13 protein-coding genes are annotated in these 14,421 nt (G+C 71.6%); 10 read left to right on the top strand and 3 right to left on the bottom strand.

Features of this window, described 5'->3' with window-relative positions; translation table 11 throughout:
• The first annotated feature begins 2 nt into the window (after positions 1–2).
• The 4 genes from WME73_RS30865 (at position 3) to WME73_RS30850 (ending at position 3,806) form a co-directional block, all read left to right on the top strand.
• Positions 3–965: a hypothetical protein gene (locus WME73_RS30865; RefSeq protein ID WP_437911873.1), complete on the top strand. Its 963-nt coding sequence runs from the start codon at positions 3–5 to the stop codon at positions 963–965.
• 198 nt (positions 966–1,163) lie between these two features.
• A complete protein-coding gene (locus WME73_RS30860; protein WP_437739968.1) occupies positions 1,164–1,751 on the top strand; it encodes an RNA polymerase sigma factor in 588 nt (195 codons plus the stop codon).
• Positions 1,748–2,524, top strand: coding sequence for a hypothetical protein (locus WME73_RS30855; protein ID WP_437911872.1), 777 nt, complete (start codon positions 1,748–1,750; stop codon positions 2,522–2,524). Before WME73_RS30860 ends, WME73_RS30855 begins: the two co-directional genes overlap by 4 nt.
• Positions 2,525–2,621: 97 nt before the next feature.
• A complete protein-coding gene (locus WME73_RS30850; protein ID WP_437739966.1) occupies positions 2,622–3,806 on the top strand; it encodes a glycosyl hydrolase family 8 in 1,185 nt (394 codons plus the stop codon).
• A gap of 101 nt (positions 3,807–3,907) precedes the next feature.
• Here the strand turns inward: WME73_RS30850 and WME73_RS30845 are convergent, their stop codons facing one another.
• A complete protein-coding gene (locus WME73_RS30845; protein ID WP_437739965.1) occupies positions 3,908–4,681 on the bottom strand; it encodes a class I SAM-dependent methyltransferase in 774 nt (257 codons plus the stop codon).
• Between the two features lie 64 nt (positions 4,682–4,745).
• A complete protein-coding gene (locus WME73_RS30840) occupies positions 4,746–5,189 on the bottom strand; it encodes a hypothetical protein (protein ID WP_437739964.1) in 444 nt (147 codons plus the stop codon).
• Between the two features lie 494 nt (positions 5,190–5,683).
• Between WME73_RS30840 and WME73_RS30835 the strand changes: the two genes are divergently transcribed.
• A complete protein-coding gene (locus tag WME73_RS30835) occupies positions 5,684–6,826 on the top strand; it encodes a purple acid phosphatase family protein (RefSeq protein WP_437911871.1) in 1,143 nt (380 codons plus the stop codon).
• A 39-nt stretch (positions 6,827–6,865) separates the two neighbouring features.
• Here the strand turns inward: WME73_RS30835 and plsY are convergent, their stop codons facing one another.
• Positions 6,866–7,522, bottom strand: a complete 657-nt coding sequence (gene plsY / locus WME73_RS30830) for a glycerol-3-phosphate 1-O-acyltransferase PlsY (RefSeq protein WP_437739962.1) — start codon at positions 7,520–7,522, stop codon at positions 6,866–6,868.
• A 105-nt stretch (positions 7,523–7,627) separates the two neighbouring features.
• On the opposite strand from plsY, the gene WME73_RS30825 reads away from it, so the two are divergent.
• The 5 genes from WME73_RS30825 (at position 7,628) to WME73_RS30805 (ending at position 14,389) form a co-directional block, all read left to right on the top strand.
• Entirely contained in the window at positions 7,628–8,911 is a 1,284-nt protein-coding gene (locus WME73_RS30825) for a patatin-like phospholipase family protein (protein WP_437911870.1), read from the top strand.
• A gap of 142 nt (positions 8,912–9,053) precedes the next feature.
• A complete protein-coding gene (locus tag WME73_RS30820) occupies positions 9,054–11,159 on the top strand; it encodes a bifunctional serine/threonine-protein kinase/formylglycine-generating enzyme family protein (protein ID WP_437911869.1) in 2,106 nt (701 codons plus the stop codon).
• 316 nt (positions 11,160–11,475) lie between these two features.
• A complete protein-coding gene (locus WME73_RS30815; protein ID WP_437739959.1) occupies positions 11,476–12,099 on the top strand; it encodes an STAS domain-containing protein in 624 nt (207 codons plus the stop codon).
• Between the two features lie 77 nt (positions 12,100–12,176).
• On the top strand, positions 12,177–13,364 hold the full coding sequence (locus WME73_RS30810) for an oxygenase MpaB family protein (RefSeq protein WP_437739958.1): 1,188 nt from the start codon (positions 12,177–12,179) through the stop codon (positions 13,362–13,364).
• A gap of 122 nt (positions 13,365–13,486) precedes the next feature.
• Positions 13,487–14,389 (top strand): hypothetical protein, encoded by a 903-nt coding sequence (locus tag WME73_RS30805; protein WP_437911868.1) that lies wholly within the window; start codon positions 13,487–13,489, stop codon positions 14,387–14,389.
• Positions 14,390–14,421 lie beyond the last annotated feature (32 nt).

The following is a 14,421-nucleotide window of genomic DNA, read 5'->3' as shown; positions in this document are numbered from 1 at the left end:
CCGTGGCTTCCGGTGACGGCATCTCGCTCATCGAGCTCGTCGTCCTCGGCTGGTCCTCGGCCACCGCGGCGCCGGCGCCGATCCCCATTCGCATCGACTTCGATGCCCCGGCGGATTGCTCGACCGCCGACCAGTTCTACGAGGGCCTCCGTGCCCGGTCGGACCGCGTGCGCCTCGCGGCTGACGGAGAGGACGGCTGGGGTGTCCGCGTCCGGCTGAGCCGCGGCGGGGCTGGGATCCACGGCGAGCTGCGCGTCGTTCACGCAGGCGGCGAGACCGACACGCGGATCGTCGATGCCACGTCGTGCGACGTCGTGGTCCAGGCGCTCTCGCTCACCGCGGCGATCGCGCTCGACGAGGTGGTCGAGGTGACCGCGCCCCTCGCTCCCCCTGCGCCGCCGCCCGCTGTCCCCCCTGCGCCGCCGCCCGCCCCGCGAGAGGCGCCTCCGCTCAAGTTCGCGCTCGGCGCGCACGTGGTGGTGACCCAGGTTATCGCACCTCATGCGAGCCTGGGCGCCGCCCTCGGTGCCCGGGTGACCCCGCAGGTCGAGGGCCCGTTGAGCCCTTCGTTCGGCCTCTCGCTGATGTATGCGCGGAACGACCTGCTGTCGGGCGGCGACGCCCTCATCCAGTGGGCGGCCGCGGCCCTCTCCGCGTGCCCGGTGCGCTGGCAGCTCGGCCCTATCGTCAGCGCAGAGCCGTGCGTCGTCGCCGCCGGCGGCTGGCTCGCGGCGACGGGACGAGGTATCTCGAACCCGGAGTCCGCCGTGCGATCGTGGTGGAGCGCGGGAGGCTTCGCGCGCGCCGCTGCGCTCCTCGGCGGGGGCACAGCCCTCGAGCTCGAGGCCGGCGTCCTCGTGCCGCTCGTTCACCGGCGGTTCACCATGGGGTGGTCTGCAGAAACCGTCGGCGAGACTCCGGTGATCTCGCCGCTCGTTGGCGTTGGAATCGTGCACAACTTCTAAGCCAGGATTCTGTGATCACTCCGACTCGCGCTGGGAATTATGACCCATGGACGGCATCCGGAAGCTGGGCCGCAGGCACGCTGCTCCCCCCGACCCGAGGACAATGTTCCGCTCTGGCTGTCGCCCATTGCTTCCCGGTAGAGTCCATTCTTCACTGGTCTCATGCCTCGCCTCGCGGTGAGTATGGTTGCCGACGTCATGACATCGCCTGCTTTGCCTGACAGCGAGCCGGCGAGCGTGGCTCCACCGGCGGCCAACGTGAAGCAGCGGGACGCGCGCCTGCGACGGATGGTGGATGCTCATCTTGACTTCATCGGTCGGGTGCTCCGCAACGCGGGGACCCCTGCTGCCGAGATCGACGATGCGGTGCAGCGCACCTTCATCGCCGCCGCGCAGCGGCTGGACGACGTCCGGCCGGGCGCCGAGAAGAGCTTTCTTCTCCAGACCGCGCTTCACGTAGCCGCCCACGCGCGCCGCAGCGCCGCGCGCCGGCGAGAGTTCCCCGCGGCCGAGCCGCCGGAGGTTGTGGACGCTGCGACACCCGAGCAGCTCACCAGCCAGAAACACGCGCGACAGATGCTCGATCAGGTCCTCGACCAGATGGAGTCCGATCTGCGGACCGTGTTCGTGCTGTACGAGTTCGAGGAGATGAGCATGGTGGAGATCGCCGGCGTGCTGGGGATCCCGCAGGGCACCGTGGCCTCTCGGCTGCGAAGGGCCAGGGCCGATTTTCGTGAGCGCGTCCGCGCGCTGGAGCTCGTTTCGACGAGCGAGGTGAGACGATGATGGAACCACGTCGCCTACTGGAGGAGAGCGACAACCCGCTCGAACGCGCGCTGCTGAACGCAGGCGCGTCGTATCCCACGTCACCGGAGACGCGCGCGAAGACGCTGGCCGCGCTGGGACTCGCCGGCGCTGCCGCCCTGACGGCCAGCGTGGCGGCGCCTGCGGCGCTCTCCGCGGCAGGGGTGTCCGCTACGTCCTCGTCGCTCGCCGTGAAGCTCGGCTGGACCAAGATCCTCGTCGCGCTCTCGACGGTGGGCATGCTCGCCGGCATCCCCGCGGGCTACCTCGCCTGGCGCGGGCAAGACGCGCCGGACGTCACCGCGGCGCACCGCTTCGGCGCCGCGCTCGCCGACCCGGTCGCGCAGATGGCGGTGCAGCCTGTGCAGGCGCCTGCCTCGGAGCCAGCGCCGGTGGAGGCTCTCGCGGAGGAGACGATGGCACCGGCGCTTGCGGGTGGCAGCAGCGCTGCGGCCACGAAGCTCGATCCGAAGCCGTCCGGTACGGGCGCCGCCCTGGAGGCGGAGCTCGGTGCGCTGGACGCGGCGCGCGCGATGCTCGCGAGCGGGAACGCGCGAGGCGCGCTCTCGCTCCTGGACGCCTACTCCAGGGCGCATCCGCGCGGGCGGCTGAGCCTCGAGGCCGAGGTCCTGCGGATCGACGCGCTCGCGAAGAGCGGCCGCTCCGACGCTGCCTCGCAGCGCGCCGCGGCGTTTCTTCGCCGGCATCCGAACAGCGTGCTTGCTTCCCGGGTACGGCGCTATGTAAACAACTAAACTCTGGGTCATGCGTTGCCCTGCCCTCCTCCGTTCGTTCCGCGCAGCTTCCGGCGTCGCCGGTGCCTGGATGGCGGTGTGTGTGCTGCCTGGGTGTGTGACCACGGTGGATTCGCTCGGCTACGACCGGATGAGCAGCGATGAGCTCGGCCCGCTGACGGGCCCCTCCGAGTACCCCAACGCGTTCCGCGACGTGCTCGGCAAGACGGACGAGGAGATCGCGGCCAAGATCGAGGACAGCTTCGATCAGCTCTTCTACGGCGATCGCGACAACGAGACCGTCTACTACCCGGTGCCTGGCACCGAACAGGCCTACATCTGGGACGACTACCACAATAACGTGCGCTCCGAGGGCATCGGCCTCGGGATGATCATCACGGTCGAGCTCGACAAGCGAGACGAGTTCGACCGGATCTGGAGATACGCCAAGTCCACACTCCAGCTCAAGTCCGGTCCCGGCCAGGGATATCTCATGTCATGGTGCGACGTCCCGGGGAGCACGGTGGTGGCGTGCTTCGATCCTTTTGGCCTCCAGCAGATCGCGATGGCGCTGTTCTTCGCCCACGGCCGCTGGGGGAGCGACACCGGGACCATCGACTATGGGCTGGACGCGATCGGCCTGCTCGAGGTGATGCGCCACAAGGAGGCCCAGAACGGGGGGGTCGCCTCGGGGGTGACCAACACGTTCGATTCGACGACGAAGCTCGTCTACGACTACCCGCACGTCTCGGCGGCGGACGTCACCCGTCCTTCCATCGAGATGCCCGCCTATTACGAGCTCTGGGCGCAGGCCATGCGCGACCCCTTCTGGTCCGAGGCTGCCGCCAGCGCGCGCACCCACTGGCAGGAGGCCGCGCACCCGAGCACCGGGCTCATCCCTGTGCGCGCCCACTTCGACGGCACGCCGGTGCTCAACTGGGACTACTTCGGCTCCGAGGCCTACCGCACGCAGCTGAGCCTCGCGCTCGACCACGTCTGGTTCGGCGTCGACCCGTGGCAAGTGGAGGAGGCGGACCGGCTGCTCGGGTTCTTCTCGAAGCTGGGCATCGACAAGTACGGCGCGGTCTTCAAGATCGACGGCGCGATGCTCAACGCCACGCCGGAGTCGGCGCTCATCTTCATGAACGGGGTCACCGGGCTGATCGCGACGAACGACGATCGCGACGCCTACATCGAGGCGGTGTGGACGACGCCGCCGGCGACCGGGGAGACCCGCTACTTCTCGAGGTTGCTCCACATGCTCTCGCTGTTGACGCTGAGCGGGCAGTTTCGCGTGTACTGATCCGGCGCGCGGGCATCTCCGCGCGGCGGCTCCTCTCGGTCCGCGCCCCGGGGGAGGGACATCGCTCCTCGGGGGCAACGCCGTTGCGCGAACCGCGAGGCTCATTCGAAGCGGAGGTGGAGGACCGGCGGCGCACCTCTGCCGCGGTGCCGGCCAGGCATCCCACGCAGGCCGCGCAGCGCTCGCTCTGGCGCCGGAAGAGCGTCGCTCTCGCCGACCGGCCGCAGCCGCGGGTAGCGCGCGGCCGAGCCATCCAGGGCCGGGATCTCCAGGCACGCGCGCTGCCGGAGCGACGCGCGCAGGGGCGGGGACACCTCGTGATCGAGGATGATCTCCGTCCCTGTCGGGAGGCGCGCGGAGGCTCGCGTGAAGAAGGCGTCGGCGAGCTCGCGAGGCTGCCCGGCCAGGGCGCCCTCGGCGATGAGGAGCGTCGGCACGTCGCTCGCGCCGCGGAGGGAATCCATCCAGCCCGTGCACGCGATCGAACAGCTCCTCGCGAGGGCGTGGCGCTCGGACGCGTGGCAGAGGCGGTGCGCGCACTTGAACTCCGCCACGTGGGGCGGATCGAGATCCACCCAGCGGAGCGTCCCGTTGTCGATGCGCGAGAACCGCGTGCAGAGCCCGGCGTTGAGCGCGATGGCGAGGCCGAACGGGTTCCGCTCGAAATAGCGCCTGACGAGCCCGTCGATGATCATGGCGCGCGCCGCCGAGGTCCGGAGCGCGCTGGCGTCGAAGCCAGCCGGATCGACGTCGAGCGTGGCCAGCATCGCCTCGGCCCACGGATCGGCGAAGCCGAGATCCGGAAAGCGCACCCGCGCCTCGGCGCGCCCGACCAGCGAGAGCACCGCGTCCCTGGAGACGGTCATGGAGCTCATGAGCCCTCCTTGCATCGCCGGACACGAGGCCGCGCGAGCGCGGGCGCCCCCCGGAGACACGGCGTCACGACGCCACCCCGCCGTGGCCTCGAACGACCTCGGCGACGAGGGCGAGCTCGAGGCGGAGCACCGCCACCCGCTCCGGGAGCTTCGCCTCGACCAGCCCGCCGAGGAGCGTCGCGAGCTTGTCGTAGTCGGGCGCCTGCGCCTTCCAGTTCGCGATCGGATACGCCTCGTAGAGCCCGCGCGTGAGCCGCGAGGGCGTCAGTATCGAGACGCGCGCCTCGGGGTGCCAGAGCTGCAGGTGCCAGAAGCCGTGCGTGACGAAGTAGTCGAACTTCCGTCCGCCGAAGAGGCGTACCTCCCAGCCCGCGACGACGAGCGCGAGCTCGCGCTCGCGAGGATCGTGCGGCGGCGGAGGCCAGCCCTGCTCGCTCGCGGGCTCCGGCAGGCATGACGGCCCAGACGGGAGCGGGCGGCCGACGGAAAGCGGTGTGCGAGAGCTCACGAGGCTTCTCCCTGGCGAGCGTCGGACCAGAGGAAAGCGGCGAGCGCTGCGCATCGGTACAGGCTCGGGGCAGGAGGCGTCTCTCGGATCACGTTGGCTCCGTTGTTGATATTGAAAGTGATGTTCAACTTCGATATGCTGTGATCTCGCTGACGTCAAGCGAAAAACGGGCGCCGTCGAAGGGGGCCGCTCCGATGGCGGGCGACGGCATGGGCGCCGGCGGGAGGGCCAGGGGAGCGTGGTCGAGCCCCGGCTTCTGGATGGCCCCGAGGGTTCTGTCGGAAGGGGATGGTGATGATGCTGGGGGGCGGATCGGGATCAGCGCGCACGTCGTGGCGATGGCTCCGGCCGGGCCGCGGCGTGGATACCGTGTTGACGCCTGTGTCCGGTCTGGGTGGAAGAGCTGGTGTGCTCGGGTCTGCTGGCGCGCCGGGACGAACAAAGCTTTGGGCGGGTGATCATCGGAGACCGGCGTTGGTTACAATGAGCGCTAGATGAAGCCTCTCCGCGCAGCTCGTCCTCTCGCGATCTCCACGAAGTCCCTTGTTGCCCTCGTCCTTTCCGCGTCGCCGGCCGTCGCGTTCGGCGCGGGCTGCGGCGTGGCGGACAGCGTGCCGATCCCGAGCGCCGGAGCGCACGAGGGGACAGGCCATGAGCCGACCAGCACGGGCGGCGCGAGCAGCGGCGCCGGGCCGAGCGGCGGGAGCGCCGCGGACCCCGGAGCGAGCTCGGGCGCGGGGCGCGCCGAGGTCATCGGGGCCGTCGTCTCTCGCCATGATGTCATCAGGATCATCGCTCTCGGCGACACCGGAGAGGGAAACCTCGCGCAGAACCAGGTCGCCGATCGGATGAGCGAGAAGTGCATCGAGGTCGGGGGCTGTCATGCCGTGATGATGAACGGTGACAATTTCTACGACCACGGCGTGGTCGACACGAGCGATGCGCAGTGGGGTCCCAAGTTCGAGCAGCCCTACGACAGGCCCGGCCTGAACGGCCTCCCGTTCTATGCGGTGCTGGGCAACCACGACCATGGCCCCAGCAGCAGCGGCGTGCGGCAAGCGCAGATCGACTACTCGCAGCTGCCCGTGGGCGACGGGCCTGGCATGCGGCTGACCGCCAAGTGGCACATGCCCGCCTCGTATTACGACGTTCGCGTCGGCGACGTCCATCTCTTCGGGATCGATACCGTCGACTTCACCTCCGATGACCAGGCGCGCGACATGAGCGCGCGGGTCGCCGCCTCGGACGCCACGTGGAAGATCGTCTTTGGCCATCACCCCCGCTACACGTCCGGAGTTCACGCCTCGGACAACCCGTCGCTCGGGATGAGCGGGATGTTCGCCATGCAGCAGGCCATCTACTGCGGGGCCGACATGTACATGGCCGGCCACGACCACAACCTCGAGTTCATCGACAAGGGGCGAGACGAGGGCTGCCCGAACGTCTATTTCGCCATCAGCGGCGCCGGTTCGAAGACCCGCCCGGTCGTCTCCTCGGTCCCGACCGAGCGGGGGCAGCTCTTCTTCACGGACAAGACCGAGGGCTTCGCCTATCTGCGGTTCGAGGGGAGGAACCTGCTGTTCGAGTTCATCGACAAACAAGGGGCGCTGATCTTCACGACGACCATGACCAAGTGAGCGGGCGCCGCCCTCGGCGGCCGAGCGGCGCCCCGGCCGTCAGCGGCGCTCGTCGTCGCGCGGCGGGCCGTCGTGCTCGTCGTCGCGCCGCCTCCCGAACGAGATCGTGCTCTCGGTGCCCGCGAGCATCCGCCGGATGTTCGGGATGTGCTTGAGCCAGACGAGCGCGGCGAGGAGCAGCGAGAGGCAGAGGGCCGGGGCGCCCCGCTCGCCGAGGAGCCAGAGGAAGAGGGGCAGGGCGAGGGCGCCGGCGAGGGAGCCCGCCGAGACCATGCGGGTCGCCCGCACGATGACCGCGAAGACGGCCAGCGTGGCGAGCGTGGACCGCGGCGCCAGCACGAGCAGGACACCGCAGGACGTCGCGACGCCCTTGCCGCCCCGCATCCCGAGGAAGACCGTGTAGTCGTGGCCCAGCACCGCGGTGAGGCCGCCCGCCGCGACGACCCACCCGCCCGGCGCGACGGAGAGCCACGACGCGAGGGGCCCGGCGACGAGCGCGCCCTTCGCCACATCCGCGGCGAGGACGGCGAGGCCAGGCCCCCAGCCGAAGGCGCGCAGGACGTTCGTCGCGCCGATGTTCCCCGAGCCGACCTCGCGGAGGTCGACCCCTTTGACGAACCGCGCGAAGAGGTAGCCTGTCGGGATCGCTCCGAGGAGGTAGGCAAGGGCCAGGTAGATTGCCGTCATTGCCGTCATCGCGCGCCTCCATGCCCGCGCTCACGGCGCGGTGTAGCACGCGCGCCGCGTCGAGCGCGCGCCAAAGAGCCCATGTCACGATGGTGATCATGGTATTCTGCGAGCATGGCTGACCTGGCGCCCGTCTCGACCCGGAGTGGCCGCGCCCCCAAGATCGCGCTCGTCCTGGCCGGCGGTGCCGCGCGCGGCGCTTACGAGGTCGGCGTGGCGCAGCACATCCTCGAGGACGTCTCTCGCGATCTCGGCCGCGAGGCGCCGCTCGATATCCTGTGCGGCACCTCGGTCGGCGCCATCAACGTCTGTGGGCTCGCCGCGTTCGCGGACGAGGCGCGGAGCCGCGCGCGGCGGCTCGCCGCGGTGTGGACGCGCCTGCGCATCGACGACCTCGTGCGCCTCGACGTGCGCGGCGTGCTCGCGGTCGGGCACGACCTGCTCCGCGGGGGCGCCGCGAGCGCGCGCGCGCCATCGAGCGGCGGCCGCGCCGCGCTCCTCGACACGTCGGGCCTCGAGCGGCAGATCGCGGAGGCCGTGCCCTTCGAGCGGATCGACGGCCACCTCGAGAGGGGGCTCCTGTCGGCGCTGACCGTGTCGACGACGCTGGTCAAGAGCGGCCGCACGGTCGTCTTCGTCCACCGCCGCGAGCCCGGCCTGCCGCCCTGGAGCCACGACCCGACGATCTCCCCGCGCGCCACCGCGATCCGCGCGCAGCACGCGCTCGCCTCGTCCGCGCTCCCCATCCTGTTCCGCCCGGTGAACATCGACGGAGAGCTCTACTGCGACGGCGGGCTGCGCCAGAACGTCCCGCTGTCGCCCGCGCGGCGCCTCGGGGCCGACGGCGTGATCGTGGTCAATCCGCGGTACATCGAGCCCGCGTCGAGCGCGGCCGAGCGCGACGGGCCGGGCTTCCCCGGGCCCCTCTTCCTGCTCGGCAAGACGCTGAACGCGCTGATGCTCGACCGGATCGACAACGACCTGGCGCGGCTCGAGAGCATCAACGGGATCCTGGAGGCGGGGCGGCGGCGTTATGGCGAGGGCTTCATCGGCGAGCTCAACGACGAGCTCGGGCTGCCGCCGGGGCGCGCGCTCCGGCCGATGCGGTCGCTGCTCATCCGCGCCTCCAAGGACATCGGCGGCCTGGCGGCGGAGTTCGTGCGCTCCCCGGCGTTCCGCGCGCGGGCCACGGGCGTGCTCGGCCGCGTGATGCGGCGCCTCGCCGAGGGAGACGAGCAGCGCGAGGCCGACTTCCTGTCCTACCTGCTGTTCGACGGGGAGTTCGCGGGGCGGCTCATCGAGATAGGCCGCGCGGACGCGCGCGCGCGGCACGAGGAGCTGTGCGCGTTCTTCGAGCGGGCGCTGAGGCCGGGCGGGTTCGAGGAGCGGGCGCCCTGAGGGGGCCTGGAGACACAGGCACGCTCTGGATCCGTCCGGATCCTCTCGGGCGCCGAGGCTCAGACGGCGTCGGGGCGCTCGGCGCCTATCTCGGCGCGAGCTCCGCGCGGCCGCCGCGCCCGGTGTAGACTCGCGCCGCGAGATGGCACCTTCGGATCCCTTCGGCTGGGTGGGCGCGACGATCGGCGGCAAGTACCGGCTCGACGCCGTGGTCGGCGAGGGCGGGTTCGGCGTCGTCTACCGCGGCCAGCACCTCGGGTTCGACGAGCCGGTCGCGGTCAAGTGCCTGAAGCTGCTCGGATCGCTGGCCCCGGCGGAGCGCGCGTCGTTCCAGCGGATGCTCCTCGACGAGGGGCGGCTCCTCCACCGCCTCTCCCGGGCGAGCGCCGGCATCGTGCAGGCCCTCGACACCGGCGCCGCGATCTCGCCGTCGGGCGAGTGGACGCCTTATCTCGTGCTCGAGTGGCTCCATGGCGTGCCGCTCGACCGCGAGATCGCCGAGCGGCGCGCCCGCGGCGAGGCGGCGCGCCCGCTCGCCGAGGCGGTCGCCCTGCTCGCGCCCGCGGCGTACGCGCTCGAGGTCGCGCACGCGCAGGGCGTCGCCCACCGCGACGTCAAGCCGGCCAACCTGTTCCTCGCCGAGATCGGCGGCCGGCGCACGCTGAAGGTCCTCGATTTCGGCATCGCCAAGGTGCTCGGCGAGCTCTCGAGCATGACGCAGGCGATGGCCGAGACAGGGAGCGCGCTCCGGGCCTTCACCGTCCACTACGGCGCGCCGGAGCAGTTTCACCACCGCTTCGGCGCGACCGGGCCGTGGACCGACGTCTTCGCGCTCGCCCTGGTGCTCATCGAGGTGGCCTCGGGCAACCGCGCCCTCCTCGGCAGCGACGTCACGCAGCTGTACATCGCCGCGACCGATCCGGCGTTCCGCCCGAGCCTGGGCGGCGCGGGCGTGAGCGCGCCCGACGCCGTCGAGGCGGTGGTGCGCCGCGCGCTCGCGATCGACCCGCGGGAGCGCTACCGCACGGCAGGCGAGCTCTGGGGAGCGCTCGAGGCCGCGATGGCGACGGCCGCGCCCGCCGGCGCGGTCGCGCTCACAGCGGACGGCCCGCCCGCGGGCGCGGCGCCCGGCGCTGCGGCGCTGGGCGTGGCGGGGACGGAGCGCGCGGCCGCTGGCCCGCCCGCTGGCGGGCTGCCCACGTCTGTCGGCGCGCCGCCCACGCCCGCCGGCGCGCCGCCCACGCCATCCCTCACGACGATGCGTGGCCTGGCGACGAGCGCGCCGCCGCAGGCCGCCCCGCAACCGGCGTCGCCCCCTCCCACGCCCCAGGCCGCCAGGACCGCTCCGCGGCGGCGCCTGGTGCCCGCGCTCGTCTCGGCGGCTGCGCTGGCCGCGGCCGGCGCAGGCGCCGTCGCGTTCGTCCGCCACCGCGTCCCCGACGAGGCGCGGCCGGCGCGCGTGCTCGGCGGCCTTACCGCGCCCCGGATGAAGGCGCCGCCCCCGCCCGACATGGTCCGGATGCCGGCGGGCCGCTTCACGATGGGCAGCGCGAAGGGCGGCAAATCCGAGCGCCCGCCCCACGAGGTGACGCTGACCCGCGCGTTCGACGTCGATCGCACCGAGGTGACGGTCGCCGCCTACCAGCGCTGCGTCGAGGCGGGCCGGTGCACGCCGAGCGGCCTGCACGGCCCCCGCACGACCGACGCCGACGTCGAGCAGCGCGGCGCGCTCTGCACCGCGGCGGATCCCGCGAAGTCGCAACACCCGATCTCGTGCGTCGACCAGGCGCAGGCGGCCGCGTACTGCGCCTTCGCCGGCAAGCGGCTCCCGACCGAGGCCGAGTGGGAATACGCCGCGCGCGGCGCCGACGGCCGCGAGTATCCGTGGGGCAACGAGCCGCCAGGCTGCGCGCACGCGGTCGTGTCTCGGCCTCCTGGGCAGGGCTGCGGCGGGCGCGGCCGGGGCACCCAGGAGGTCGGCTCGGCCAGGGCCGGAGCGAGCCCGTCGGGCGCGCTCGACATGGCGGGCAACGTCTGGGAGTGGGTGGCCGACGGCTGGGACCCAGGCGTGTATGCCAGAGGCGCCCAGACAGATCCCCAGGCGCCGGCGACCGGCAGCAGGGGCGTGCTCCGGGGGGGATCGTGGGACTTCTCCGCCAGCACGGCAAAAGCGACGTTCCGGCTGGCGTATGATCGTGAGGCAGGTGACGTCTCGACCGGGTTTCGTTGCGTTCGCTCGGTCGATTGAACACGAGGTCGCCAGAGCGGGCAGCGGGGAAGCGCGGATCAACCGGTCAGGCTCATTTCAGCCGCGCCGGGGATAGGCTATCTATCCCATCTTGGTCGAACGTCGATTCACACGCCCGATCGCAAGGTAGGATGTCGGGATAGGTAAGGCCGGGTGGTGGCCTGATTTGCCCCGGAGTGATTCACATGAAGGCGGGAAGGCGGGAAGATCATTGATCTTTTCTTCCCGCCTTCCCGCCTTCATGTTCAAATCCGGCCACCACCCACAGGAGTCCATGCAAGAATCCGAGAACATGATCTCCATCGAGGAAAGCCGGATGCAACGCGTCATCGATGCGGTTGCGCTCGCGTCCACGGGAGAGGTCGAGCTCGCGCTGAAGCAGCTGGCGGCGGTCGAACACGACGCCTTCGGGGTGATCGAGGAGGCGCTGCGCGTCTTTCTCTCCGAGCTCTCCGCGACCACGCAGCAGAAGAGCCAGGCGCTCGCCGCGCTCGCCGCCTCGAAGCGCGAGCTCGAGCATCAGCTGGACACCATCCAGCGCCAGGAGTGCGCGATCCGGGAGCTCTCGGTGCCGATCATCGACATATGGCACGGCATCCTCACGCTCCCGCTCGTCGGGCTGTTCGACTCGGTGCGCGCCGTCGAGGTGACCGAGCGGCTCCTCGTGCGCGTGGCGGAAGACAGCGACGTCGAGTGGGTGATCCTCGATCTGACCGGCGTCACGCTCATCGACTCCATGACCGCCCAGCACCTCATCAAGCTGGCTCAGGCGGTGCAGCTCCTCGGCGCGCGCTGCGTCCTCACCGGCCTGGGCGGTCATGTCGCGGAGACGCTCGTCGCGATCGGCGTCGCGTTCGACGAGCTGAACCCGATGCGCAGCCTGCGGGAGGGGCTCAGGTTCTGCCTTGCGCAGCGGGGGCGCACGATCTCACCGCGGTGATCGGCGGAGCTCCGCTTCGTGCTGCGTCGCCTTTGCGGAGCGCAGCCGGTGTGCCAAGGGATATCCTGTTGCAGCCCATGGAGAACGCGACGATCCCCGCTCGCTTCCAGGACACCGCAGACGCCCGCCGTCGCTTCGGCGACCAGCTCGATCGCCTGGGGCTCTTCCTGCTCCGCGTCGATCCGGTCGCCGACGCCGTCGTGGACGCGTTCGCGTCGATGCCTCCGGGCCAGGGCTTCCGTCTCCTGGAGGCTGCCCTCGCGCGCGGCATCGACGATGACCGCACGGTGAAAGAGGCCCCGGCCGAGCTGCGGGCGCTCTTCGCGTCGGTCGATCACGTGCCCCTCTGGGTGGACTGGGAGGCGGTGAACCGCGGCGGGGCGGCGTTCCTGCGCACGGGCGCCCTCGGCGGGATCCTGCTCGCGATGCAGTCGCTCATCCTCGGGTACGCGTCGCCCGGCGGGAACAAACCGCTGGTCTTCTCGGGGAGGCTCCGCGAGCAGGCCGAGCGCCGCCTCGCCGAGACGAGCCGGTTCGTCTATGCCGTGAGCCAGGCGAACGGAATGCGCCGCTCCGGCGAGGGCTTCGCGATCACCGTCAAGGTGCGCGTCATGCACGCGCAGGTGCGGCGGCTCATCCGAGCGAGCGGCCGGTGGCAGGCGACCCTCTGGGGCGAGCCGATCAACCAGCACGACATGGTGGCGACGGCGCTGCTCTTCTCGGTCGCGGTCATCGACGGCCTCGACAAGCTCGCCTACCGCTTCGCGCCCGCCCAGAGGGAGGACCTCGTCCACCTCTGGCGCTACGTCGCCCACGTCATCGGCGTCGAGCCGGAGCTCATCCCCGGCTCCTACGCCGAGGCGCGTCGGCTGGCCGAGATGATCTTCGCGACGCAGGGCGCGCCGGACCACGACTCGCGCATGCTCGTGGACGCGCTGCTCACCCGCAGGGTGCGCAGCGCGCGGACCGACGGCGAGCGCCGGAGCGCCGAGCGGTTCATGGCCATCTCCTGCGGCCTCTCCCGGGCCGTGCTGGGCGACGAGCTCGCCGAGCAGCTCGGCGTGCCCCGGCGACGCTCGCCCCTCGTCGTGCCGCTGCTCCGCGCCGTCGCCGCCGCGTCGAGCCGCGCGCACGCGCTGCCGCCCCTGCAGGATCTCGCGCTCGACCTCGGCGACCTCCGCTGGCGGCGCGTCATCTCGATGGGCCTCGGCGGCCGCCCGGCCGACTTCGCGCCCCCGGAGCGCCTCGCCGGCAGCGGCACCTGAGCGGTCGCGCCGCTCGCGGGGCGAGGCGGCCGCGGCGCCGGATGTCCGGGGCGATGGCGTGGGAGCGGGCGCGGCAGTCGGGGTTGAACCGCCCTCCGGTTCTGCGGTACGAGACCTCCGGCATGGAGATCATCCCTTACGGCGGTTGGAAGCGCGCCGCGCGCCTCGTCTGCGGCGACACGGAGCTCGTCGTCACGCTCGACATCGGCCCGCGCATCATCCGGTACGGCGTCATCGGCGGTCCGAACGAGTTCTCCGAGATCCCCGAGGACATGGGCGCGACAGGCGGGACCCACTACAGGTTCTACGGCGGTCACCGGCTCTGGATCGGCCCCGAGGACGAGCAGCGGACGTTGCAGCCCGACAACGATCCCGTGCAGCACCGGGAGGAGAACGGCGCGCTCGTGCTCCGGACCGCGCCGGACAGGTACGGAATGCAGAAGGAGGTCCGCATCGCGGCGGACGCGGCGGCGGGCAGGTTCGTCATCGATCATGCGATCGAGAACCACAGCGCTTATGCGGTCGAGTTCGCCCCGTGGTCGCTCTCCGTGATGGCGGGCGGCGGCGAGTGCCTGTTCCCGCAGGCGCCGTTCGTCCCGCACCCCGATCGCGTCTTGCCGGCGCGGCCGCTCGTGCTGTGGTCGTACACCGACATGGCCGAGCCCCGGTGGACCTGGGGCAAGCGCGTGATCCGCCTGCGGCAGGTCGCGGGCAAGGGGCCGCAGAAGGTGGGGGCGCTCGTGACCCAGGGCTACGCGGCGTACGCGAACCACGGGAACGTGTTCCTGAAGCGGTTCCCGTTCATCGAGGGCGCCACGTACCCGGACATGGGGTGCAACTTCGAGACGTTCACGAACGCGGACATGCTCGAGATCGAGTCGCTCGGCCCGCTGCAGCGCGTTTCGCCCGGCGCCCGCGCCGAGCACCGGGAGGCGTGGTATCTCCTCAAGGGCGTTCAGCCGCCCGCCGAGGACGGCGCGTGCGCGGACTGGATCGAGGCGGCGGCGAAGGACAGGCCGCTGTGAACCGCTGATCCTGAGCGCGTGGGGGGCGGGCC

The organism is Sorangium sp. So ce302, assembly GCF_051530145.1.
In the GTDB taxonomy this organism is placed as follows: Bacteria; Myxococcota_A; Polyangia; order Polyangiales; family Polyangiaceae; genus Sorangium; species Sorangium cellulosum_B.
Note: the sequence above shows the minus strand (reverse complement) of the source record. Positions and strands in the feature narration are given on the sequence as shown.

Bases quoted from the DNA above. Each gene is read 5' to 3' on its own strand.
- WME73_RS30815 (WP_437739959.1), top strand. From the start codon at position 11,476: ATGCAACGCGTCATCGATGCGGTTGCGCTCGCGTCCACGGGAGAGGTC.
- WME73_RS30825 (WP_437911870.1), top strand. From the start codon at position 7,628: ATGGCTGACCTGGCGCCCGTCTCGACCCGGAGTGGCCGCGCCCCCAAG.
- WME73_RS30835 (WP_437911871.1), top strand. From the start codon at position 5,684: ATGAAGCCTCTCCGCGCAGCTCGTCCTCTCGCGATCTCCACGAAGTCC.
- WME73_RS30860 (WP_437739968.1), top strand. From the start codon at position 1,164: ATGACATCGCCTGCTTTGCCTGACAGCGAGCCGGCGAGCGTGGCTCCA.
- WME73_RS30805 (WP_437911868.1), top strand. From the start codon at position 13,487: ATGGAGATCATCCCTTACGGCGGTTGGAAGCGCGCCGCGCGCCTCGTC.
- WME73_RS30855 (WP_437911872.1), top strand. From the start codon at position 1,748: ATGATGGAACCACGTCGCCTACTGGAGGAGAGCGACAACCCGCTCGAA.
- WME73_RS30820 (WP_437911869.1), top strand. From the start codon at position 9,054: ATGGCACCTTCGGATCCCTTCGGCTGGGTGGGCGCGACGATCGGCGGC.
- WME73_RS30845 (WP_437739965.1), bottom strand. From the start codon at position 4,681: ATGAGCTCCATGACCGTCTCCAGGGACGCGGTGCTCTCGCTGGTCGGG.
- WME73_RS30810 (WP_437739958.1), top strand. From the start codon at position 12,177: ATGGAGAACGCGACGATCCCCGCTCGCTTCCAGGACACCGCAGACGCC.
- plsY (WP_437739962.1), bottom strand. From the start codon at position 7,522: ATGACGGCAATGACGGCAATCTACCTGGCCCTTGCCTACCTCCTCGGA.